Here is a 22,607-nt window from a genome sequence, read left to right as displayed (position 1 = left end):
AAAATCCTGCGATTCGCTTTAAGTAAGTGCCATTCGGGTCAGAGCAAAGAATGCGGGTTAGAGAACAATATTCTCTAATATAACCGTGCCGGCAGTGGAGTAGCCCTTGCCAGAGCGAATGCGGTGAGCCGGGTAAGGTGAGCGGTGCTGCAAGGATGTTCCGTTGACGCACCGACGATGGCATACGCCGGTCGGCGCATCCGCTAGGACCGGTTGGGTGCGAAAAGCGTCGATAGTGATGGATCAGCATGATGCGCTACCGCTTCCCCTACATCCCTCATTTCGTTTAGGTCCACCTGGCTTGCGTTACTCCATCCCCAATTTGTCCAGTTTATACCTCAGCGCCCGAAAGGAGATGCCCAGCCTTTTGGCCGCGGCGGTCTTGTTCCAATGGGTCTCTTCCAGCGCCTTGGTGATCAGTTCCCGCTCGACCTGTTCCAGGTGTTCGTCAAGCGGCAGGTCGGCGCTGATCCTGCTAACGGCCGGGTTTTCCGCAGCCGTCCCGGCAGGGATCTGGAGATCCCCCAGGGTGATGGTCTCCTCTTCACAGAGTGCCACGGCCCGTTCCAGGATGTTTTCCAGTTCGCGAACATTGCCGGGGAAGCGGTACTTGTACAGCGCCTGCAGGGCATCCTCGTCGATTCGCGGTTTGTTGCTGCCGGCGTGGGCGGCGATTCGGCCAAGGATCGTGTCGGCCAGCAGCGGGATATCGTCCTTGCGTTCCCGCAGGGGCGGGATGGCCAGTTCGATGACGTTGACCCGGTAGAACAGGTCCTGGCGAAACTCACCCCTCTCCACCAGGGCGGTCAGATCCTTGTGGGTGGCGCTGGTGATGCGCACGTCGACCGGGAGCTCTTTCTGGGCGCCGACGGGGCGGATCGATTTTTCCTGGATGGCACGCAGCAGTTTCACCTGCATATTGAGCGGCAGGTCGGCCACTTCATCGAGGAACAGGGTGCCGCCGTCCGCCGCCTGGAACAGACCCTGTTTGTCACTGACGGCGCCGGTGAAGCTCCCCCTCATGTGGCCGAAGAATTCGCTCTCCATCAGCTCCTGGGGGATGGCGCCGCAGTTGACGGCGATGAAGTCGCGGTCGGCGCGCGGGCCTTGTTGGTGGATCTGCCGGGCCGCCAGCTCCTTGCCGGTACCGGATTCGCCGCTGATGAATACCGGCGCCTGGCTCCTCGCCAGTTTATGGATCATGCGGCGGATCTGCTCGGCCGCGGGTGATTTGCCCAGTAGCTCTGAATGTTTTTTCGCACCGGGCTGGCGGGGTTCCGCGGGGGCGCGTTTCTCCAGTTTAAGGGCGGTGCTGACCAGGTTGCGCAGCACGCCAAGATCCACCGGCTTGGAGACGAAATCAAAGGCGCCGGCCTTCAGCGCCTGCACGGCGGAGTCCATATTGCCGTGGGCGGTGATCACCGCCACCGGCAGCTCGGGATAGTGTTGGCCGATGATCTCCACCAGCTCTATGCCGTTGCCGTCCGGCAGGCGCATATCGGTCAGGCAGAGATCGAATTGCTCGGCTGCCAGCAGTCGTCTCGCGGCATGCAGATCTTCCGCCGCACGGGAATCGATATTCATCCGCCCCAGGGTGATCTCCAGGAGCTCGCGGATGTCCGGTTCGTCGTCAACGATGAGTGCCAGTGGATTGCGCATGATCCAGGATTACCTGACCGGTTGATTGCCCCTGCCGGGGAAGGTGATACGGAAACAGCTGCCGCCGCTGGGTGGCGGAATATAATCCAGTCCCAGGCGATTGGCCTCGCAAAGCTCCTTGGCGATATAGAGGCCGAGGCCGGTCCCGACATTCCGGGTGGTGAAGAAGGGCTCGAACATCTGCCGGGCATGTTCCGCGGCGATGCCCGGACCGTTGTCGATGATATCCACGAAGGGCCCGCCCGACTCGCGGGTGATGCCGCCGCTGATCTGTATGCTCAAGGCTTCGCGCTCCCTGTCGAAGTGTTTGATCGAATTCTCGCACAGGATAACAAAAATCTGGCGGAATTGGCTCGGGTCCATGCGGATCAGTGTGCTGTCCGGCTCGATCCGCAATTTCAACGCCCCCGCCGACAGATCCAGGGTGCGGGCCAGTTCACCGATGAACTGCTCCAGCCAGGGTTTCAGCAGGAACTCCTTGGGCAGGGAGCGGCCGCGGCGCGACAACTGCAGGATGTTTTCGATAATCTCGTTCACCCGCCGGGTGTTGGTGCTGATGATGTCGATCAACCGCCTGTCCGCCTGGGGGATGTCGGTTGACTCCCTGAGCAGTTGCCCGGCGTGACTGATGGCGCCCAGCGGGTTGCGAATCTCGTGGGCGACGCTGGCGGTCAACCGCCCCAGCGAGGCCAGTTTCATCTGCTGTGCCTGCTGGGTGACGGTGGCGGTATCCTCCAGGAAGATAACGGCCCCACCCTGGTTGTTCTCTCCCAGCAGGGAAAAGCCGGCGGTCAGCTCCCGTCCGCCCGCGGCCGGGCGAAATGGTTCCGGAGGGATGTGCTGTTCCGGGTCCCATTCCGCGAGCTGCACCGCCAGTTTATGGCACGCCTGGTCCAACGGGCTGCCGGTGCCCACCTCCGGCATGCCCAGCAGATACCAGGCCGATTCGTTCATCAGGCGGATGGTGCTGTCGGTGTCGACCACGATGATGCCGGTGAGCATGTGTTGGATCACGTAGTCGTTGAGCTGCTCCATATCGGCCAGATCCAGTTTACGCTGGCTGGAGAGGGCCTCGCTGGTCTTGAGTTGGCGAGCCATGACCTGGGCGAGAATGGCGATGGCGAAGAACAGGGTGCCGAGCAGGCCCGCCTGGGTATAGGCGGTGGTTTCGAAGGTCTGGTTCAGATGGGCGTAAACCTGTTCGGCGAGAACCACCAGGGAGGCCAGCGCCGCCGCCAGGCTGGCGTAGGCGCCCCGGGTGATCAGGCTGCCGGCGGCGATGGAGACGGCCAGCAGCATGCCGAGACCGGAGCCGATGCCGCCGCTGGCATGCATCAGCAGGGTGATGGCGCCGATGTCGACAAACACCATCAGGAAGGTCTGCTGGTTGGGCGACAGGGGGCGGCCGGCATACAGCAATAGGCCGCTGGCGATCACCAGGCTGTTATAGGCGATGACGGCGAGGGCGAACAGTCCGGGATCGGTATGGCCGAGCAAGGCGGGGCCGGTCTTGCTGAAGAAGAGTAGGCCGAGCAGGCTGGCAAGGATCAGCCGGTAATAGAAGAATATCCGGATGGATTGTTCTGTGGCGCCGCCGAGTGCCTGAGTGCTCTCCAGCGCCAGCTTCTGTTGTCCGGGGTCAGCAAATGACATGGGAGGAGGCGGTTGCGGTCGCACGAGAAGGTTTTTTCATGGGACTACTTTTTACTCTCCTGGCGGATCAAATGCTCTTTTGAACAGAAGAACTCCCCGTTGTGCTGCAAGGCCTCCGGCTCGGGCAGATAAGTGCCACAAAATTTGCACTGAACCATGTTGGCTGTGACTTTATTATCTCTTTTGACAGATGGTTTGCGGGAGCGTCTGATATAGCCCCGTACTATAATGTACAGCGCCCAGAGGGTGAGAAGAATCAGTATCAGTCGTATGCCCATAATCTCAGTTTATTAGGGTATTTCCTAGTTTTGCTTATTTTGTCGAATTCGACCAGAATAGCACTCTTTTTTATCACGTTGACCGGTTGCGAGAATGAATCTACACGAGTATCAATCAAAACAATTGTTTGCAAAACAGGGTATTCCTGTACCGGAGGGTAGTCCAGTCACCTCCGTCAAAGATGCGCGTCGGGCGGCGGAAGCCCTTGGCGGTGGACGTTGGGTAGTCAAGGCACAGGTGCATGCCGGCGGCCGCGGCAAGGTCGGCGGCGTGGTGCTGGTGGACAGCCTGGACCAGGTCGAGGTCGAGGCGCAGCGTCTGCTGGGCAGCATGCTGGTGACCAAGCAGACGGGCGAGCCCGGTCTGCCGATCAACACCCTGCTGATTGAAACCATCACCGATATCGAGCGTGAGCTCTACCTGAGTGTGCTGGTGGATCGGGACTCCAAGAAGATCCTGTTCATGGCCTCCCAGGCCGGCGGCATGAATATCGAAGAGGTCGCGGAAGAGACCCCGGAACAGATTCACATCATCCGCATCGATCCGGCCGCGGGCCTGCAGGCCTATCAGTGCCGCAAACTGGCGTTTGCCCTGGCGCTCGAGGGCACCCAGATCCGGGAATTCCAGAAGTTCATGTTCGCCCTCTACAAACTGTTCGTCGAGAGTGACGCCAGCCTGGTGGAGATCAACCCGCTGGTGGTCACCAAGGCCGGCAACCTGATCGCCCTGGATGCCAAGATCAACCTGGACGGCAACGCCCTGTATCGTCAGCCGGGGCTGTTGGCCATGCGGGATATCAGCCAGGAAGACGAGCGTGAGGCCAAGGCGGCCGAGCATGACCTCAATTACATCACCCTGGACGGCAACATCGGCTGCATGGTCAACGGCGCCGGGCTGGCCATGGCCACCATGGATCTGGTGCAGCTCAAGGGCGGCTCACCGGCCAACTTCCTGGATGTGGGGGGTGGCACCACCGCCGAGCGTGTGGCGGAGGCGTTCAAGCTGATCCTGTCCGATGACAAGGTGCAGGCCGTGCTGGTCAACATCTTCGGCGGCATTGTCCGTTGCGACCTGATTGCCGAGGGCATCATCGAGGCGGTGAAAGAGGTGCACGTCAAGGTACCGGTGGTGGTGCGTCTTGAAGGTACCAAGGCGCCTGAGGGGCTGGAACTCCTGGCCAACAGCGGCCTGGCCATCACCACCGCTGCTGATCTCTCGGAAGGCGCAGAGAAAGTCGTCGCTGCCGCCAAAGGCTGATTGTTTGAACCGGCGGCGGCGTCCCACGGACGCTGAGCCGCTATTGCCAAATATAGGCACCAGATACAGGAAAAGAATTGTGAGTATCCTCATTGATAAAGACACCCGAGTAATCTGTCAGGGTTTTACCGGCAAACAGGGCACCTTCCACACCGAACAGGCGATCGCCTACGGCACCAACATGGTGGGTGGCGTTACCCCCGGCAAGGGCGGCCAGAAACACCTGGACCTGCCGGTTTTCGACACCGTGCATGACGCCGTTGTGGCGACCGGTGCCGATGCCACCATGATCTACGTACCGGCGGCCTTTGCCGCCGATGCGATCCTGGAGGCGGCGGATGCCGGGATCAAGGTGATCGCCTGTATCACCGAGGGCATCCCGGTGCTGGACATGCTGAAAGTCAAGGCGGCCCTGGCCAACTACGACTGCCGCCTGATCGGCCCCAACTGCCCCGGTATCATCACCCCGGGCGCCTGCAAGATCGGCATCATGCCCGGCATGATCCACCAGCCCGGCAAGATCGGCATCGTCTCCCGCTCCGGCACCCTGACCTACGAGGCGGTGTTCCAGACCACCACCGCCGGCCTGGGCCAGAGCACCTGTGTCGGTATCGGCGGTGACCCGATCCACGGCATGAACTTCATCGATTGCCTGGAGCTGTTCCAGGCGGATCCCCAGACCGAAGGCATCGTCATGGTGGGCGAGATCGGCGGGACCGCGGAAGAGGATGCGGCGGCCTATATCCAGGCCAATGTGACCAAGCCGGTGGTCGGCTATATCGCCGGTGTGACCGCCCCTGCGGGCAAGCGCATGGGCCACGCGGGTGCGATCGTCAGCGGCGGTAAGGGTACTGCGGACAGCAAATTCGCCGCGTTGGAGGCCGCCGGTGTCGCCACCGTGCGTTCACCCTCGGAGATCGGCGCCAAGATGCTGGAACTGATGAGCCGATAGCGCCGGATTCCCGAAATTGGGTATCATATGCCGCCCCGGCCGTCAGGCCGGTGGCGGTTTCTTGTTTATGGGGCCGGCAGGTTCCCGGTGTTTCTTAAGGCTATATACCTGGGGTGCAATCGAAAGTGTTGGTCAATAGTACTGTAGGGTGGATAAGCTTGCGCATCCACCGTAGCAATGGTGGATGCGCAAGCTTATCCACCCTACGGGCTGAATCCGTAAATAACTGTTTTTTTCGGTTGCCAAATAAGCGGACCAACACTTTCGATTGCACCCATATACCTGTTAGGTGTTGCATGAGGGACAGTGCTTTTGTAGGAGTGGCCGCTCCCGGCATCCTGCCTCCCGCGGCATTAGCACTTCCTTGTGCGTCGCTTTGCCGCGAAAACCTTCGCGCCAGAGGCGCTCCTAGTGGGGTGTTTAACCAGCCATATCAATGGATAGCCAATTGAACCTGAAAATATCCTTAGCACAAATCGACCTGATGGTGGGCGATGTCCGCGGCAACGCCGATCGCGTCCTGGAGGCGATGCGGGTCGCCCGCGATCAGCAACAGGCCCACGCGGTGATCTTCCCCGAGCTGACCCTCACCGGCTACCCGCCGGAGGATCTGCTGCTGCGGCCGGAACTGATTGCCAGGGTGGAGAGCGAACTGGAGCGCCTGTGCAGTGCCTGCTCGGGGATCGACCTGATCCTGGGCTACCCCAGATGCAAGGAGGGCAAGCTCTACAATGCCGCGGGCGTGATCCGCGACGGCGTGATCATCGCCGAGTACTTCAAATCCCTGCTGCCCAACTACAGCGTGTTTGACGAGAAGCGCTATTTTGAACCCGGCGATGGACCCTGCATCTTCGATCTGCAGGGGGTACCGGTCGGTATCACCATCTGTGAGGATATCTGGTACAAGTCCCCGGCGGTCGCGGCAGCCGAGGCGGGTGCCCGGATACTCCTCAACCTGAACGCCTCGCCCTTCCATTCCGGCAAGGCACCGGAGCGGGAGACGCTGCTGCAGAAACGCGCCCAGGAGGCCGGGCTTTCGATCATTTATGTCAATCTGGTGGGCGGCCAGGATGAACTGGTGTTTGACGGCGGCTCCCTCGTGGTCAATGCGGCAGGCACTGTCACCCAGCGGGCCGCCTTCTTCAGGGAAGACCAGGTGCTGGTGGAGTATGCCGGGGAGGCCGACCGGCCGGTCCCCGTTGCCGCCACCATCGAGCCGCTGCTCTCGGAAGAGGAGGCGGTCTATTCGGCCCTGGTCAGCGGCGTCCGCGACTATGTCCTGAAGAACGGCTTCAAGGGGGCGGTGCTGGGGCTTTCGGGGGGCATCGATTCCGCCCTGACCCTGGCGATTGCGGTGGATGCCCTCGGCGCCGATCAGGTGGAAGTGGTGATGATGCCCTCCCGCTATACGGCGGATATGAGTAACGAAGATGCCATTCTCCAGGCGGAAATCCTCGGCGTGAAGCATCAGACCATCCCGATCGAACCGGCATTCAACACCTTTCTTGAAATGCTGGCGCAGACCTTTGCTGGTACCGAGCGCGATACCACGGAGGAGAATATCCAGGCCCGCTGTCGTGGCGTGATCTTGATGGCGATCAGCAACAAGACCGGAAAAATCCTCCTGACCACGGGAAACAAGAGTGAGATGTCGGTGGGTTATTCCACCCTGTATGGCGATATGGCCGGGGGCTTTGCGCCGATCCGGGATGTGCCCAAGCTGCTGGTCTACCGGCTGGCGGAGTACCGCAACCGGGAGGTTGAGGTGATACCCCGCCGGGTGATCGAGCGGCCACCGTCGGCGGAGCTCTCGCCGGACCAGAAAGACACCGATTCACTGCCGGCTTATGAGATCCTGGATCCCATTCTGGCAATGTATATAGAGCAGGACATGGGGGTGCAGGAGATCATCGCGGCGGGTTATCCAGAGGCGATCGTGCGCCGTGTGACCCGACTGGTCGATCGTAATGAATACAAGCGCCGACAGGCGCCTCCCGGTATCAAGATTACCCAGCGCGCATTCGGCCGGGATAGACGCTATCCTCTGACCAATGGTTTCTGAACGGAGGCGCTGAACCCCATACGGAAACGAATGGCACTTACTTAAGCCTGGAACCGCCGTCATCCCGGCGCAGGCCGGAGGAGTGGTGCAGGAGGAGTGGTACAGGAGGAGTGGTACAGGAGGAGTGGTACAGGAGGAGTGGTACAGGGATGTACCGTTTACGGAGCCGAGGATGCCATGCACCGGTTACGGACCTAAGGATGGAATGACGGAAATCCTGAGATTCGCCTTAAGTGAGTAGCATTCCATACGGAAACCAAAGAATCGGTCCAGGATTATTGCCGAAGGTTTTATTTCCGGTAATATGAGCGGTCATGAATCAGTAAATACACCGCTGGTGCGGTAAGGTGACAACAGGAGCCTGGTAACAATGAAAAAAGTCGACGCGATTATTAAGCCTTTTAAACTGGATGATGTACGGGAGGCATTGTCTGCCATCGGTATCACCGGTATGACCGCCAGTGAAGTAAAGGGGTTCGGTCGGCAGAAAGGCCACACGGAGCTCTATAGGGGGGCGGAATACGTGGTCGATTTTCTTCCCAAGGTGAAGATTGAGGTGGTGATCAACGGGAATCAGCTGGATGACTGCATCGAGGCCATCACCAGTGCCGCCAAGACCGGCAAGATCGGCGATGGCAAGATCTTTGTCACCTCGGTGGAGAAGGTGGTGCGTATCCGTACCGGCGAGGAAGACGAAGCCGCGATCTGAGTGCTTATTTGAACCAACAAAAAGGGGCGCTGCGGCGCCCCTTGTTTGTCCAGGGATGGAGGCGGTAGAGCGGAGGCCGTAGGGTGGGCACGCTTTTTGTGCCCACGCGGACGCGCTCAGTTCTCGTCCAGTTCGAAGTAGTCCCAGACTGCCTTTCCGAGCGATTTCTTTTCCGTGTACTCGGCTTGCGCCACGTCCAGTGCGCCATTCTGCAGATTGACCGCCAGCACCCGCTCGGCATCGGCGGAGAGTTTCTCCAGTCCCAGCTTTTCGTAGGCGGCGATCATGATCTCCAGGGCATCCTTGACCGCCGGTGTGCGCTGGTACTTCTCGACCACGGTCACGCTGCGATTGGCTGCCGCCAGGTAAGCGCCGCGCTTCATGTAGTAACGGGCCACGTGGACTTCATGGTTGGCCAGGTTATTGCGCAGGTAGTACATGCGTTTGCGGGCATCCTCGGCATACTGGCTCTCCGGGAAGCGGCGCACCAGCTCGGCAAAGTCATTGAACGACTCGATGGTCGAACCGGGGTCGCGCTGTGAGGTGTCGGTGGGAATGAAACGGGTGATGAAGCTCAGGTTGCGATTGAAATTGACGATTCCCTTGAGGTAATAGGCGTAATCCACATGGGGGTTGCGCGGATGCAGGCGGATGAAGCGGTCCGCGGCGGCGATGGCGGATTCATGATTGCCATCCTTGTAATAGGCGTAGGCCACATCGAGCTGGGCCTGCATGGCGTAGCGTCCGAAGGGGTAGCGGGATTCCAGGCCCTCGAAATACTTGATGGCCGTTTCATAGTCACCATCCGACATGGCGAAGCTGGCCTCGGAATAAAATTTCTGGGCGCTCCAGCCGAGGGTTTCGTCCTTCTCCTTGGGCAGCAGGGAGCAGCCCGAGAGCAGCAGCAGGATGAGTGCAAGGGTGAAAATGCGATGTTTGGCCATGAGCGATCGTAACTGGATGATGATTCGAGCCAAAAAGTATACCCGAAAGGTTTCGCTTGGGCGACACGACTCGTTTTGCCGAACGGGGTGGGTGGCCTGACTCCATCCCCCTGAGTGTTTGGTCAAGCAGACGTAGGGTGAATAAGCGACAGCGCATCCACCAAGTAAACGGTACATCCTTGTGCCACGCCTCATCCTAAAAGCTCCCGTAGGGTGGGTTAGGCGCGCCGTGCGCGGAGGGTGGCCGTTTGCATTGCACCCTGCGCGCGCCGTAACCCACCGATTGGTGGTCGGGGACTCGGTGGGTTACGCGGCGCCCGGGCGTTGTCGCAGCCGGCAGTGTCGTGCCCGTGCGCCGCTAACCCACCCTACGCTTGCGGCGGCTGATGGTGGATGCGCCTACCGGCTTATCCACCCTACGGATCCTCTCAATGACAGTGGCGAGTTTGTCCTTGATCCAGGGCTGCGCAGCGGGGGGCTCGTAATAACATGATTATGTTAGGCACTTCCCCACATCAGCTTGAATCGCACCCAGCCGTGCGTTCGGTGAAGCCCGGCGGGGCCGAATGGGTTAAACTGCCCCCTTTCGACCACGAGAGTGAACGGCATGAACAGCGGGAGCGGCGGCTTTGTCTGAAAGAGTGGAACATCACACTGCCCGGGTGGGGGTGGAACTGGCCGGCAAACGGCTGGATCAGGCATTGGCCCAGCTGTTTCCGGATTACTCCCGCAGCCGTCTGCAGCAGTGGGTGAAGGCTGGTCTGGTGACCCTGGACGGGGTAACCTGCCGGCCCCGCGACAAGGTGCTGGGCGGCGAGTGGGTGGCGCTGGAGGCGCGCCTGGAGGACCAGGTGGAGTGCCGGCCGCAGGCGATCGATCTGGACATCGTCTATGAGGACGCCTCCCTCATCCTGATCAACAAACCGGCCGGGCTGGTGGTGCATCCGGCCGCCGGCAATCCCGACGGCACCCTGCAGAACGCCCTGTTGCACCATGATCCGGAGCTGATCCAGCTGCCGAGGGCCGGGATTATCCACCGGCTCGACAAGGAGACCACCGGCCTGCTGGTGATCGCCCGCACACCGGCCGCCCATAAGGCGCTGGTGGAACAGCTGCAGGCCCGCGAGTTCGACCGCGAATACCGGGCGGTGGCGACCGGGGTGATGACGGCGGGCGGCTCGGTGGATGAACCGATCGGCCGGCATCCGACCCAGCGAATCAAGATGGCCGTGCACCGCGCCGGCAAGGAAGCGGTCACCCACTACCGGGTACTGGAGCGCTTCCGCGCCCACACCTACCTGAAGATCAATCTGGAAACCGGCCGGACCCACCAGATCCGTGTCCACATGGCCCACCTGCGTTATCCCCTGGTGGGTGACCCGGTCTACGCCGGACGGCTGCGCCAGCCGGCGGGCGCCTCGGAGCAGCTGCGCGAGGCGCTGCGCCGCTTCCGCCGCCAGGCCCTGCACGCCCTCAAGCTGGGGTTGACCCATCCGGAGTCGGGCGAGTGGATGGAGTGGGAGTCGCCGCTGCCGGAGGATATGCAACTGCTGCTGGAGGCGCTGCGGGAGGACCTGAAGCATGACTGATGCGGCCCCGGAGCTGCTGATCCCGGACTGGCCGGCCCCCGCCTGCGTGCGCGCCGTGATCTCCACCCGTTCGGGCGGGGTGAGCCGGCCCCCGTTCGACAGCCTCAACCTCGGCGAGCATGTCGGTGATGACCCAGCGGCGGTGGCGGAAAATCGCCGGCGGCTGGCGGCTGCGGCGCGGCTGCCCGCCGCCCCGGTCTGGCTCGATCAGGTGCACGGTACCCGGGTGCTGGATTGCGCCAGAGCCGGGGAGAGTTCCGGGGAGAGCCCCGGGGAGAGCCGCGAAGCCGATGCCGGCATCACCGGCCAGCCGGGTCAGGTATGCGTGGTGATGACCGCCGACTGCCTGCCCCTGCTGCTGTGTAACCGCGCAGGCAGCCGCGTGGCGGCGGTGCATGCCGGCTGGCGCGGTCTGGCCGATGGCGTCATCGAGGCGGCGCTGGCCGGTTTCGATGATTCCGCCGAGCAACTGCTGGCATGGCTGGGTCCGGCGATCGGCCCGGACGCCTTTGAGGTCGGACCTGAGGTACGGGAGCGATTCCTGCAGGACGATCCACAGGCCGACCACGCGTTCCGTCCGGGCCGGCCGGGGCACTGGCTGGCGGATATCTACCAGCTGGCCCGGCTGCGGCTGCGGCGGGCGGGTGTCGGTTTCATCGGCGGTGGTGATTACTGTACAGTAACCGACAGCAGGCGCTTTTATTCCTATCGCCGCGACGGCGTGACGGGACGCATGGCATCGCTGATCTGGATCGAGTGAGCCTGGGCCCGGCGGTTGGTGGTCGGGGGCTCGGTGGGTTACGCGGCGCCCGGGCGTTGTCGCAGCCGGGAAGTGTCGTGCCCGTGCGCCGCTAACCCACCCTACGCTTGCGGCGGCTGATGGTGGATGCGCCTACCGGCTTATCCACCCTACGGCGCTGACCGGCAAAAAACCGGAGGTGGGGCGAGGAGGGTGTAGGGTGGATAAGCGACAGCGCATCCACCAAGTAACCGGTACATCCTTGTGCCACGCCTCATCCTACAAAGCTCCTGTAGGGTGGGTTAGGCGCGCCGTGCGCGGAGGGTGGCCGTTTGCATTGCACCGTGCGCGCGCCGTAACCCACCGATTGGTGGTCGGGCAGTCCTGCAGGGGTCGGAGTCAAATTTGCGGGACATTGTCGTATGAAATGCCCCGTTTCCATGATCAAATTTGACTCCGACCCCTTGATGGTTTTGAGACATGATCCGTTTAACAACGGGAGAAGAGAAATGAGTGACTGGAAAATGCTGACACTGGTCGGCGCCGACCGGCCCGGGATCGTCGGACGGGTGACCAATGCCCTGTACCGGGCGGGCTGGAATCTGGGTGAGACCTCGATGATCCGGCTGGGGGGTAATTTCACCATCATGATGATGGTCACCGGCGAGGGGGCGGTGGAACCGGTACTGCAGCCGGTGGCCGATGCGCTGGGGCTGCACATGCATGTGGATGACATCGCCGGATCCCTGCATCAGCACGTGGTCCCCAATATCCAGGTGCGGGTGGTCGGGGCCGACCGGGCCGGCATCGTCGCCCAGGTAACGGCGGTGCTGGCGGAGCACGGATTCAATATTCTGGAGCTGGAGTCGGATGTGGCCGGCTCCAGTGAGCGGCCGGTCTACATCATGCACATCCAGGGCTATGCCGACCTGCCGCTGGAGACCCTGGAGGCGGCACTGGACAACCTGGGCGATATCGACGTGCATGTTTCGCCCATAGAGACCCTGATTGGATAACCATGGCCGTTCTGGAAATACTGAAAATACCCGACGAGCGGCTGAAGCAGGTATCCGAGCCGGTCGAACAATTCGATGATGAACTGCGCGCCTTTATCGATGAACTGGAGCAGACCCGCCGCGACGGCCCTGCCGCGGTGGGTATCGCCGCCCCCCAGGTGGGCCGCCTCCTGCGGGTGGTGATCGTCGATGTCTCCAATACCCGCAAGCCGGTGCCCAATCATGGTTACATGATCCTGGTGAATCCCGAGATCACCCACTGGGACGGCTTCGAGATGGGCCGCGAGGGTTGTCTGTCGGTGCCCGATTACACCGGCAACGTGATCCGCGCCACCCACATCCGCATCCGCGCCCAGGATCCCTGGGGCAAGCCGCTGGAGTATGAGATGGAGGGTTACGAGGCGCGCGCCGTACAGCACGAACTGGATCATCTCGACGGCCTGCTGTTCATCGACCGGGTGGTAAGCCGGCGCACCGACCTGTTCCAGCGCAAGGTCTATCAGAAGGGCGGTAAGTCGAGGAAGTAAAAGAGGGTGAAATCGCGATTCAGTAGGGCACGTACTTCGTGCCACTCTACCGGGCTATTGCGATAAGCACGGATGTAGGATGCTGGTGAGCTTGCGAACCGCATCAGTCGCGGCGACAAGACATGATGCGGTTCGTGTTACTCACCGCATCCTACCGCGCTACAATCCCCTCCGGTGGTTTTGTGGGTGCCAGAGGGGTGGGGCATTCGAATCGCGCGCAGGTGTCGGAGTCAAGCCGCTCTGAGTGGATCGCTCGATTCACGGAAATACGCGGCTTGACTCCGACACCTCTCGATTCCTCTCCGTGTCTCCGTGGTGCGCTTAGGGGTAAGTAGTTACCATATATGGCCAATTGCGTGTATTCGCGGCTAATTTCATGGGGAGGCCATGTCGTCTTTCGCTGTTGCCGTTTCATTCTTCCTGCTAGTCCTGCTGCTGTGGCTGTTCTATCGGCTCTACCGGGCCTGCCGCCGCGCCAACCGGGTCGACTGGGGGCACGCCTGGGTGAATCTGCTGGATGGGCTCATCCGCCTCTTCTGTTACCGCTACCACCGGCTCAACCTGATCGGACTGCGCCTGCCACGGCGCGGCCCGGCGATCGTGGTGGCCAATCATGTCTCCGGTCTCGATCCCTTGCTGCTGCTGGCTTCGGCGCGGCGGCCGCTGCGCTTCGTCATCGCCCGCGAGGAGTATGAGCGGTTCGGCCTGACCTGGCTGTTCCGGGCGGTCGGCTGTATCCCGGTTGACCGGGAGAAGAAACCGGAGCAGGCGCTGCGCGAGGCGTTGCGCTGTCTGCGTAGCGGCGAGGTGGTGGCGCTGTTTCCCCACGGCCGGATCCATCTGGACAGTGATCCGCCGCGGCGCATCAAGGCCGGCGCCATCCGCCTCTCCCAGATCACCGGGGCACCGATCATCCCCCATCGCATCAACGGCATCCGCGGTGCCGGCGGTGTGATCGGCGGGGTGTTGTTGCGCAGCCGGGCCAGGATCCGGGCCAGCTCCCCCATCTATCCCGAGGAGTGGGGCCGGGATCAGCTGCACGCCCTGGTGCAGGCCATCCTCGATGGCCGTTAGTGCTACTTCAATTTGATAAAGTACTTTTGTAGGGTGGATAAGCCGGTAGGCGCATCCACCATTGCCGCGGTGAGGAGTGGTACATGGATGTACCGTTTACGGACCAGAGGATGGCATGCGCTGTCGCTTATCCACCCTACGAAACTGGTGCAGGCCATCCTGGATGGCCACGAGGGCAGTGTAGCAATATGAATTTTCAGTTGAATTTCGATATCGGGTGCCCCATCTGCTGAGTAACCTTAGATTTTATCGGAGTAATTTTCATGCGCATGGACAGACTGACAAGCAAGTTCCAGATGGCCCTGGCGGATGCCCAGAGTATGGCGGTGGGCCGCGATCACCAGTTCATCGAACCGGTGCACATGATGACCGCCCTGCTCGACCAGGAGGGGGGCACGGTACGCCATCTGCTGACCCAGGCCGATGTGAACGTCAACCAGCTGCGTTCCGGGCTGGGCGAGATCCTCGACCGCCTACCCAGCATCGAGGGGGCGGCCGGGGATATGCACATCTCCAACGACCTGGGGCGGCTGCTCAATCAGTGCGACAAACTGGCGCAGAAGCGCAAGGACCAGTACATCTCCAGTGAGCTGTTTGTCCTGGCCGCCCTGGATGACAAGGGCGCCATGGGCGAACTGTTGCGCAAGGCAGGGGCCGCGAAGGAGCCGATCGAAAAGGTGATCGAGCAGCTGCGTGGCGGCCAGCAGGTGAATGATCCGAACGCGGAAGAGCAGCGCCAGGCGCTGGAAAAATACACCATTGACCTCACCGAGCGCGCCGAACAGGGCAAGCTGGACCCGGTGATCGGCCGCGACGACGAGATCCGTCGCACCATCCAGGTGCTGCAGCGCCGTACCAAGAACAACCCGGTACTGATCGGCGAGCCCGGCGTGGGCAAGACCGCCATCGTCGAGGGACTGGCCCAGCGCATCGTCAACGGCGAGGTGCCGGAAGGGCTGAAGGGCAAACGCCTGCTGTCGCTGGACATGGGGTCGCTGATCGCCGGTGCCAAGTTCCGTGGCGAGTTCGAGGAGCGTCTGAAGGCGGTGCTGAATGACCTCTCCAAGCAGGAGGGGCAGATCATCCTGTTCATCGATGAGCTGCACACCATGGTGGGTGCCGGCAAGGCCGAAGGGGCGATGGACGCCGGCAACATGCTGAAACCGGCCCTGGCCCGTGGTGAGTTGCACTGTGTCGGCGCCACCACCCTGGACGAATACCGCAAGTACATCGAGAAGGACGCGGCCCTGGAACGCCGCTTCCAGAAGGTGCTGGTGCAAGAGCCGTCGGTGGAGGATACCGTGGCCATCCTGCGCGGTCTGAAAGAGCGCTATGAACTGCACCACGGCGTGGACATCACCGATCCGGCCATCGTCGCCGCCGCCACCCTCTCCACCCGCTATATCACCGACCGCCAGCTGCCGGATAAGGCGATCGACCTGATCGACGAGGCCGCCTCGCAGATCCGCATGGAGATCGACTCCCTGCCGGAGGAGATGGATCGCCTGGAGCGGCGCCTGATCCAGCTCAAGATCGAGCGCGAGGCGCTGAAGAAGGAGTCGGACGAGGCCTCCAAGAAACGCCTGGCCCAGCTGGAGGCGGAGATCGAGAAGGCCGACCGGGAGTTTTCCGATCTGGATGAGATCTGGAAATCCGAAAAGGCCGCCCTGCAGGGCACCGCCCACATCAAGGAGGAGCTGGAGCGCGCCCGCCTGGAGATGGAGACGGCGCGCCGCGCCGGTGACCTGGCACGTATGTCGGAGCTGCAGTACGGGCGTATCCCCGAACTGGAGAAGCAGCTGGACATGGCCTCCCAGGCCGAGATGCAGGAGATGAAGCTGCTGCGCAACAAGGTGACCGACGAGGAGATCGCCGATGTGATCTCCAAGTGGACCGGTATCCCGGTGAGCAAGATGCTGGAGGGCGAGCGCGACAAGCTGCTGCGGCTGGAGGAGGAGCTGGGCAAGCGGGTCATCGGCCAGGCCGAGGGCATCGCCGCCGTCGCCAACGCCATCCGCCGCTCGCGCGCCGGACTCTCCGACCCGCGCCAGCCAAACGGCTCGTTCCTGTTCCTGGGGCCCACCGGCGTGGGCAAGACCGAACTCTCCAAGACGCTGGCCGATTTCCTGTTCGACACCGAGGACGCCATGGTGCGGATCGACATGTCCGAGTTCATGGAGAAGCACTCGGTGGCGCGCCTGATCGGCGCTCCCCCGGGCTATGTGGGTTACGAGGAGGGCGGCTACCTGACCGAGGCGGTGCGCCGCCGACCCTATTCGGTGATCCTGCTGGACGAGGTGGAGAAGGCCCATCCGGACGTGTTCAACGTGCTGCTGCAGGTGCTGGATGACGGGCGCCTTACCGATGGCCAGGGGCGCACGGTGGACTTTCGCAACACCGTGATCATCATGACCTCCAATCTCGGTTCCGACCTGATCCAGACCCTGGCGGGCGAGGAGCGCTACGAGGATATGAAACACGCGGTGATGGAGGTGGTGGGCCAGCACTTCCGCCCGGAATTCATCAACCGGGTGGATGACATCGTGGTGTTCCATCCCCTGGGCCGCGAGCAGATCCGCGCCATCACGGTGATCCAGGTGCGTTACCTGGAGCAGCGGCTGGCCGATCAAGACATGGGTCTGCAGCTCAGCGAAGCGGCCCTGGACCGGCTGGGTGAGGCCGGATTCGATCCGGTCTACGGCGCCCGGCCGCTGCAGCGGGTGATCCGCCAGCAACTGGAGAACCCGCTGGCCCAGGAGATCCTCGGTGGCCGCTTCGGCCCCGGGGATACCATCCGCGTCGACGTCTCGGAGCAGGGGCTGCGCTTCAGCAAGGGGTGAGCAGCGGCGGCATCCCTGCCGCCGACGGTCTTGGAATCCTTCCACCCAAAAGTACTGTAGGGTGGATAAGCTTGCGCATCCACCGTAGCAATGGTGGATGCGCCTACCGGCTTATCCACCCTACAAAACTTCAAACTTCAAACTTCAAACTTCAAACGGCCTGGCCATCAAATCCACCTGCGCATTCCAGAACGTCCCGTTCGGCTGCGCCAGTAAACCCCGGACAAAATCAACCGCACGCGCCAGATGGGCGGCCGTCTGCTGGCACAGGGGTTCGCCCAATTCAAACCGGTAACCGGAAATGGCGAGCAGGAAGGCGGGTGGCGGCGCGGTCTTATAGACCTCCTGGTACACCGACAGCAGGGTGGCCGGGCTCAGGCTGTGGCTGCTGTAGCTGTGGTCCCGGTGCGGGGTAAGGCGGAAGAACTCGAACGGTGGCCGGGCCGTCACCGAGGCGTCGACAAACAGCAGCAGCTCGCGCCGCTGCAGATCGGTGACGTGTTCGATCTGCAGCTGGAAATCGGTGATGGGTTCGTAGCAGCCGGGCTCGATCCCGGCCGCCGCCTCCCCCAGCCGTTCCAGCAACTCGGGACCCAGGGCGTCATCCCCCCGGGAGGGGTTGCCGTAGCCGATGACAGCAATCGGCGCTCTGCTCACCGGCTCAGTTCACCCCGGGTGTCCTTGATCAGGCGGTCGACGATGTGTCCATCCGGCGCCTGCAATTCAATCACCAGCGGCATCTTGCCCAGGGCATGGGTGGCGCAGGAGAGACAGGGGTCGTAGGCACGCACCGCCACCTCGATACTGTTCAACATACCTTCGCTGATCTCCCGGCCGTCGAATAGATCGGCCGCCACCGTGCGCACCGACTCATTCATGGCGCGGTTGTTGTGGGTAGTGGAGACGATCAGGTTGGCCCGCGTGACCAGGCCGTCCGGATTGATCTCGTAGTCGTGGATCAGGGTGCCGCGGGGCGCCTCGATGACGCCGATGCCGCGCGGCCGCATCTCGCCGGTTTGCCTCAGCTCGCCGCCCAGCAGGTCGGGGTCGGCCAGCAGCTGCTCGATCTTCTCGGCGCAGTGCAGCAGCTCGATCATGCGTGCCCAGTGATAGGCGAGGGTGGATTGCACCAGGCCGCCCGGCTCCAGGGCGCGGAACTCGATCCGCGCCAGCTCTGCCAACGGGGTGTCGATGAAGTCGCAGGTGTTGAGCCGCGCCAGGGGACCGACCCGATAGGCGCCCACCTCCGGGCCCAACTGCTGCAGATAGGGGAACTTCATGTAGCTCCAGGACTTGACCTGTTCGCGGATGTGCCGGTGGTAGTCCCGTGGGTCGATCCGCTCCAGCAGCTTGGCGCCGTCGGGAGCGACGGCCCGCAGCTCGCCGTGGTAGAGCTCCAGCGCGCCGTCGGTGCGGCACAGGCTCAGCATCGGGGTGTCGATGCGGGCGAAGCGGCGATGCTGCTCCCGTGCCGCCAGGAACAGGTTCCGCGCCAGCGCCAGCGCCGCCTCCCCCCAGGCGATCATCTGGCCGATATCCTGTTGCAGATAGTCCCGTTCGCTGCGCTCCAACGACTTGTTCACCCCGCCCGGGATGGCGCAGGTGCCGTGGATGCGCTTGCCGGCGGTGACCCGGATCACCTCCTGGCCAAATTTGCGCAGCAGCACCCCTTGCCTGGCCAGGTCCGGGTGTCGCTCGATCAGGCCGACCACATTGCGTCGGCTGACGTCGCTGTCGAACCCGAACAGCAGGTCGGGCGAGGCGAGGTGGAAGAAGTGCAGGGCGTGGGACTGCAGGATCTGGCCATAGTGCATCAGCCGGCGCACCTTCTCGGCGGTGGGCGTCAGCCGGTCCACGCCGGCCAGTTGGTCGATCGCCTTGCCCGCCGCCAGGTGATGGCTGACCGGGCAGATGCCGCACAGCCGCTGCACCAGCACCGGCAGCTCCCAGTAGGGGCGTCCCTGGATGAATTTCTCGAAGCCCCGGAACTCGACGATGTGCAGGCGCGCCTGGCGGATGCGGTTGTCATCGTCCAGCAGCAGGGTCACCTTGCCGTGTCCCTCCACCCGGCTCAGGGGTTCGATGGCGATGCGCCGCAGGGTCTGCGGGTGTTCCGCCGTCTCCAGGCGGCTGATATCGATGGGGTCTTGTTCAGTCATAATGGGTTCAGTCATAACGGATCTGGCGGTAGGCGAACTGGATCGGCTGGCCGGAGAGCAGCTCCCCCAGAAAAGTGAACAGGGTATCGGCGGAGGGGGGGCAGCCGGGCAGGAAATAGTCTATCCAAACCACGTCGTGGACCGGGTGCACCTGATTCAGCAGCAGCGGCAGTTCCGGATCGCTGGGGATCTGCGGGTTGTCGATGCCGCTGCCGCTAAGATAAGCCTCCTCCAGGCACTCCGCCAGCGAGTACTGGTTGCGCATGGCCGGCACGCCGCCATTGATGGCGCAGGCCCCGACCGCCACCAGGATGTTGCAGTGGCGGCGGAACGCCTTCAGCACCTCCACATTCTCGGCATTGCAGACGCCGCCCTCGATCAGCCCCACATCGCAGCTGCCGATCTGCTTGATGTCGGTCAGTGGGGTGCGGTCAAACTCTATTTGCGCGACCAGCTCGATCAGCCGCTCATCGATATCCAGCAGAGACATGTGACAGCCGAAACAGCCGGCCAGGGAGGCGGTGGCGATCCGGACCTTATTCACCATGGTCGCGCTCCTGGTGTGCGGCCACGTCGCCGACCTGGCTGATCGACTCCTGGTCGTACAGCCGCTTGCCGATGGGCACCTCGTAACCCCGGTGTTTGGGCAGGATGGCCCCCACCGGGCAGACCCGGGCCGCCTTGTCGGCGGCGCTGAAGTGGGAGTCGCCCAGTTTTCCGCTGGCGGAGTTGATCATCAGATGGGCCTGGATACCGCGGCCGCCGATGCTGAACACCCCCTTCTTGTCATACTCGCGGCTGGCCCTGACGCAGAGTTCGCAGAGGATGCAGCGGTTGAAGTCGATAATGGTCTCGGGGTGGGAGGCGTCCACCGCGCGCCGCGGATAGAAGTGCACGAACTCCGGTGCCAGCATGCCGCAGTGATAGGCCACCGCCTGCAGCTGGCAGGCCCCGCTCTTCTCGCAGGCGGGGCAGACGTGATTGCCCTCCACGAACAGCAGCTTCAGCAGCAGGCGTCGCTGGGTGGTGATCTCATGGGTCTCGTTGGCCACCTCCATGCCGTCGAGTGCCGGGGTGGTGCAGGCGGCGACGCTGCGGCCATCGGCGGTGACGCAGCAGAGCCGGCAACTGCCGTGGGGATGGAATTCCGGGTTGTGGCAGAGATGCGGAATATAGATCTTGGCCGCCAGGGCGGCCTCCATGATGCTCTGACCCGCCTCGAACGGAACCGTCACGCCGTCGATTTTGAAACTGGGGTTCATACGCCACCGCCTTCCAGATGTGCCCCGGGGTCGGTGCGGCCGGTGAGGGCGCGGGCCTCTTGCAGCGAGGCGTCCAGGTCGAACGACGGCTCGAAACTGGTGGAACACAGGCGTGCCTGGAAGATGCCGGGGAATTTCTCCAGGCCATCGAGGACCGGATTGGCCGCGGTCAGCCCCAAGCCGCAGTGGCTGGTCTGCCGCATCAGGGTGCCGAGGGTCGCGAGTTCATCCAGGTCCTTGGTGGTGGCGTGTCCCACCATGACTTTCCCCAGTTGCCTGACCAGCATCGCGGTGCCGACCCGGCAGGGGGTGCAGAAGCCGCAGCTTTCATGGCTGAAAAAACGGGTGAAATTGTCGATCGCCTTGAGCAGTTCCCGGCCTTGGTTGAAGACCATGAATGAACCGCCGGTGGCGAGATCCTCGAAGGCCAGGGTGCGGCCGAACTCGGTGGGCGGGATCAGGCGGCCCGCCGCTCCGCCGATCTGCACCGCCTGGGTATGGTGCGCCTGGCAGGCGGCCAGGATCTCGCCGATCGGGGTGCCGAAGGGAAACTCATAAATGCCCGGCCGTTCGCAGTCTCCGGAGATGCTGAGCAGCTTGGTGCCGGGCGACTGGGCGGTGCCGACGGAACGGAACCACGCCGGCCCGTGCTGGGCGATCATTGCCGCATTGGCCAGGGTCTCGACGTTGTTGACCACCGTGGGCATGCCCCGATAGCCCTGGATCACCGGGAACGGCGGACGGTTGCGGGGGATGCCGCGTTTGCCCTCCAGCGATTCGATCAGCGCCGACTCTTCGCCGCAGATGTAGGCCCCGGCCCCCAGATGGATCTCGATGTCGAAATCGAAGCCCGCCCGGCCGAGGATGGAGTGGCCCAGCAGATTGCGCTCGCGACGCTGTTGCAGGGTCTTGTGCAGCGTTTCCAGCAGATAACGGTATTCCCCGCGCAGATAGAGGAAACCGCGGCGCGCCCCGATCACGGCGGCGCACAGGGTCATGCCCTCGAACAGCCGGTCGGCATGGGCCTGCAGCAGATAGCGGTCCTTGAAGGTGCCCGGTTCCCCCTCATCGGCATTGCACACCACGTAGTGCTCGGCCGCCTCGGCGCCGGCGCAGAAGCGCCACTTTTTCCCGGTGCTGAAACCGGCGCCACCGCAGCCCCGGAGTCCGCTCTGTTCCAGGAGGTCGAGCAGTGCCTCCGGGCCGTGTTCCAGGCCGCGGCGGATGGCGGCGCCCGCGCTATAGTCGCTGTTGAGGATGATGTCCCGGCGCACCACCCCGGCGGTGACCGCAAACAGCTCGGCCGGCCACTGGTCGAGCGGTATGGCCTGCTCGATCAGGGAAACCATCCGGTCGATACGCTCACTGGTCAGGCGGGTGACCGCCCGCCCATTGACCAGGGCGGCCGGACCCTGATCGCCCATGCCGGTGCAGGAGGTGTAGCCGAGACTGACGCGATAGTCACCGCGCGTGCCGCCGATCCCGACGTCCAGCTGCCGAGCCAGCAGTTCGGCCAGCAGCCGGCTCCCCTGCATCTGATCGGTGGCATTGTCGCTGAGCAGGATGTCGTACTCACCGCGCGGTTCGAGATGCAGGAAACTGTAGAACTCAATGACCCCCAGGATAAATGCCCTGCCCAGTCCCAGTGATTCCGCAAGCCGGTCTATGGCATCATGCGGTATATAACGAAAGGCTTGCTGGACTTCGATAAGCGTCTGTAGCAGATGGGTCGGGTCGCTTTCCCGGTCATTGAGCATGTTCTGTAAGATCTGCTTCGGTTTGTCCTCAACCATTATGGGATCCATGGATTTCAATAATATGAATCTGCCGCTGGCGGCCGTGTTCAACTCAATTCACTATAGCCTATCTGGTCTCGCGTCGGGACC

Annotated in this window: 19 protein-coding genes; 10 read left to right on the top strand and 9 right to left on the bottom strand. The window is 62.7% G+C overall.

What is annotated here, in order from left to right:
- Window positions 1-306: 306 nt before the first annotated feature.
- Genes O9K64_RS16630 through O9K64_RS23805 form a run of 3 tightly spaced genes read right to left on the bottom strand, consistent with a single transcriptional unit; the run spans window position 307 to window position 3,590 of the window.
- Complete coding sequence (locus O9K64_RS16630) at window positions 307-1,659, bottom strand: sigma-54-dependent transcriptional regulator (protein ID WP_275099223.1); 1,353 nt, start codon at window positions 1,657-1,659, stop codon at window positions 307-309.
- 9 nt (window positions 1,660-1,668) lie between these two features.
- Window positions 1,669-3,312, bottom strand: a complete 1,644-nt coding sequence (locus O9K64_RS16625; RefSeq protein ID WP_275099222.1) for a sensor histidine kinase — start codon at window positions 3,310-3,312, stop codon at window positions 1,669-1,671.
- Window positions 3,313-3,356: 44 nt separating this feature from the next.
- Window positions 3,357-3,590, bottom strand: coding sequence for a PP0621 family protein (locus tag O9K64_RS23805; RefSeq protein ID WP_420493179.1), 234 nt, complete (start codon window positions 3,588-3,590; stop codon window positions 3,357-3,359).
- Window positions 3,591-3,684: 94 nt separating this feature from the next.
- Between O9K64_RS23805 and sucC the strand changes: the two genes are divergently transcribed.
- From sucC to O9K64_RS16605, 4 genes are all read left to right on the top strand, one after another.
- Window positions 3,685-4,848, top strand: coding sequence for an ADP-forming succinate--CoA ligase subunit beta (gene sucC / locus O9K64_RS16620; RefSeq protein ID WP_275099221.1), 1,164 nt, complete (start codon window positions 3,685-3,687; stop codon window positions 4,846-4,848).
- Window positions 4,849-4,927: 79 nt separating this feature from the next.
- A complete protein-coding gene (gene sucD / locus O9K64_RS16615) occupies window positions 4,928-5,800 on the top strand; it encodes a succinate--CoA ligase subunit alpha (protein WP_275099220.1) in 873 nt (290 codons plus the stop codon).
- Between the two features lie 436 nt (window positions 5,801-6,236).
- Entirely contained in the window at window positions 6,237-7,862 is a 1,626-nt protein-coding gene (locus tag O9K64_RS16610; protein ID WP_275099219.1) for an NAD+ synthase, read from the top strand.
- 370 nt (window positions 7,863-8,232) lie between these two features.
- Window positions 8,233-8,571, top strand: coding sequence for a P-II family nitrogen regulator (locus tag O9K64_RS16605; protein ID WP_260295506.1), 339 nt, complete (start codon window positions 8,233-8,235; stop codon window positions 8,569-8,571).
- A gap of 116 nt (window positions 8,572-8,687) precedes the next feature.
- On the opposite strand, the gene O9K64_RS16600 is transcribed toward O9K64_RS16605, so the two are convergent.
- Complete coding sequence (locus O9K64_RS16600) at window positions 8,688-9,515, bottom strand: outer membrane protein assembly factor BamD (RefSeq protein WP_275099217.1); 828 nt, start codon at window positions 9,513-9,515, stop codon at window positions 8,688-8,690.
- A gap of 629 nt (window positions 9,516-10,144) precedes the next feature.
- Between O9K64_RS16600 and rluD the strand changes: the two genes are divergently transcribed.
- The 6 genes from rluD to clpB all read left to right on the top strand — a co-directional run bounded on the left by rluD (window position 10,145) and on the right by clpB (window position 17,300).
- The gene (rluD, locus tag O9K64_RS16595) at window positions 10,145-11,104 is read left to right on the top strand and encodes a 23S rRNA pseudouridine(1911/1915/1917) synthase RluD (RefSeq protein WP_275099216.1); all 960 of its coding nucleotides are present in this window, start codon (window positions 10,145-10,147) and stop codon (window positions 11,102-11,104) included.
- Window positions 11,097-11,864 (top strand): peptidoglycan editing factor PgeF, encoded by a 768-nt coding sequence (gene pgeF / locus O9K64_RS16590; protein WP_275099215.1) that lies wholly within the window; start codon window positions 11,097-11,099, stop codon window positions 11,862-11,864. The genes rluD and pgeF overlap by 8 nt, the downstream gene beginning before the upstream one ends.
- Before the next feature lie 488 nt (window positions 11,865-12,352).
- Complete coding sequence (locus O9K64_RS16585; RefSeq protein ID WP_275099214.1) at window positions 12,353-12,859, top strand: glycine cleavage system protein R; 507 nt, start codon at window positions 12,353-12,355, stop codon at window positions 12,857-12,859.
- Between the two features lie 2 nt (window positions 12,860-12,861).
- Window positions 12,862-13,386: a peptide deformylase gene (def, locus tag O9K64_RS16580; protein WP_275099213.1), complete on the top strand. Its 525-nt coding sequence runs from the start codon at window positions 12,862-12,864 to the stop codon at window positions 13,384-13,386.
- A gap of 387 nt (window positions 13,387-13,773) precedes the next feature.
- Window positions 13,774-14,460: a lysophospholipid acyltransferase family protein gene (locus tag O9K64_RS16575; protein ID WP_275099212.1), complete on the top strand. Its 687-nt coding sequence runs from the start codon at window positions 13,774-13,776 to the stop codon at window positions 14,458-14,460.
- Window positions 14,461-14,729: 269 nt separating this feature from the next.
- Window positions 14,730-17,300, top strand: coding sequence for an ATP-dependent chaperone ClpB (clpB, locus tag O9K64_RS16570; protein WP_275099211.1), 2,571 nt, complete (start codon window positions 14,730-14,732; stop codon window positions 17,298-17,300).
- A 144-nt stretch (window positions 17,301-17,444) separates the two neighbouring features.
- Here clpB and O9K64_RS16565 read toward each other — a convergent pair whose 3' ends face one another.
- From O9K64_RS16565 to O9K64_RS16545, 5 genes are read right to left on the bottom strand one after another with little or no spacing between them, the layout of a single operon-like run.
- On the bottom strand, window positions 17,445-17,957 hold the full coding sequence (locus tag O9K64_RS16565; protein ID WP_275099210.1) for a hydrogenase maturation protease: 513 nt from the start codon (window positions 17,955-17,957) through the stop codon (window positions 17,445-17,447).
- On the bottom strand, window positions 17,954-19,459 hold the full coding sequence (locus O9K64_RS16560; protein WP_275099209.1) for a Ni/Fe hydrogenase subunit alpha: 1,506 nt from the start codon (window positions 19,457-19,459) through the stop codon (window positions 17,954-17,956). The genes O9K64_RS16565 and O9K64_RS16560 overlap by 4 nt, the downstream gene beginning before the upstream one ends.
- A 7-nt stretch (window positions 19,460-19,466) precedes the next feature.
- Window positions 19,467-20,006 carry an NADP oxidoreductase gene (locus tag O9K64_RS16555; RefSeq protein WP_275099208.1) on the bottom strand — a complete coding sequence of 180 codons (540 nt, stop codon included), beginning with the start codon at window positions 20,004-20,006 and terminating at the stop codon, window positions 19,467-19,469.
- Window positions 19,996-20,721, bottom strand: a complete 726-nt coding sequence (locus O9K64_RS16550; RefSeq protein ID WP_275099207.1) for a 2Fe-2S iron-sulfur cluster-binding protein — start codon at window positions 20,719-20,721, stop codon at window positions 19,996-19,998. The genes O9K64_RS16555 and O9K64_RS16550 overlap by 11 nt, the downstream gene beginning before the upstream one ends.
- Window positions 20,718-22,514, bottom strand: coding sequence for an NAD(P)H-dependent oxidoreductase subunit E (locus tag O9K64_RS16545; protein ID WP_275099206.1), 1,797 nt, complete (start codon window positions 22,512-22,514; stop codon window positions 20,718-20,720). The genes O9K64_RS16550 and O9K64_RS16545 overlap by 4 nt, the downstream gene beginning before the upstream one ends.
- Window positions 22,515-22,607: the final 93 nt, after the last annotated feature.

This window comes from Sedimenticola hydrogenitrophicus, from assembly GCF_029017505.1.
Classification (GTDB): domain Bacteria; phylum Pseudomonadota; class Gammaproteobacteria; order Chromatiales; family Chromatiaceae; genus Sedimenticola; species Sedimenticola hydrogenitrophicus_A.
The sequence above is the reverse complement of the archived record's forward strand: the minus strand, read 5'-3'. Positions and strand labels throughout refer to the sequence as shown.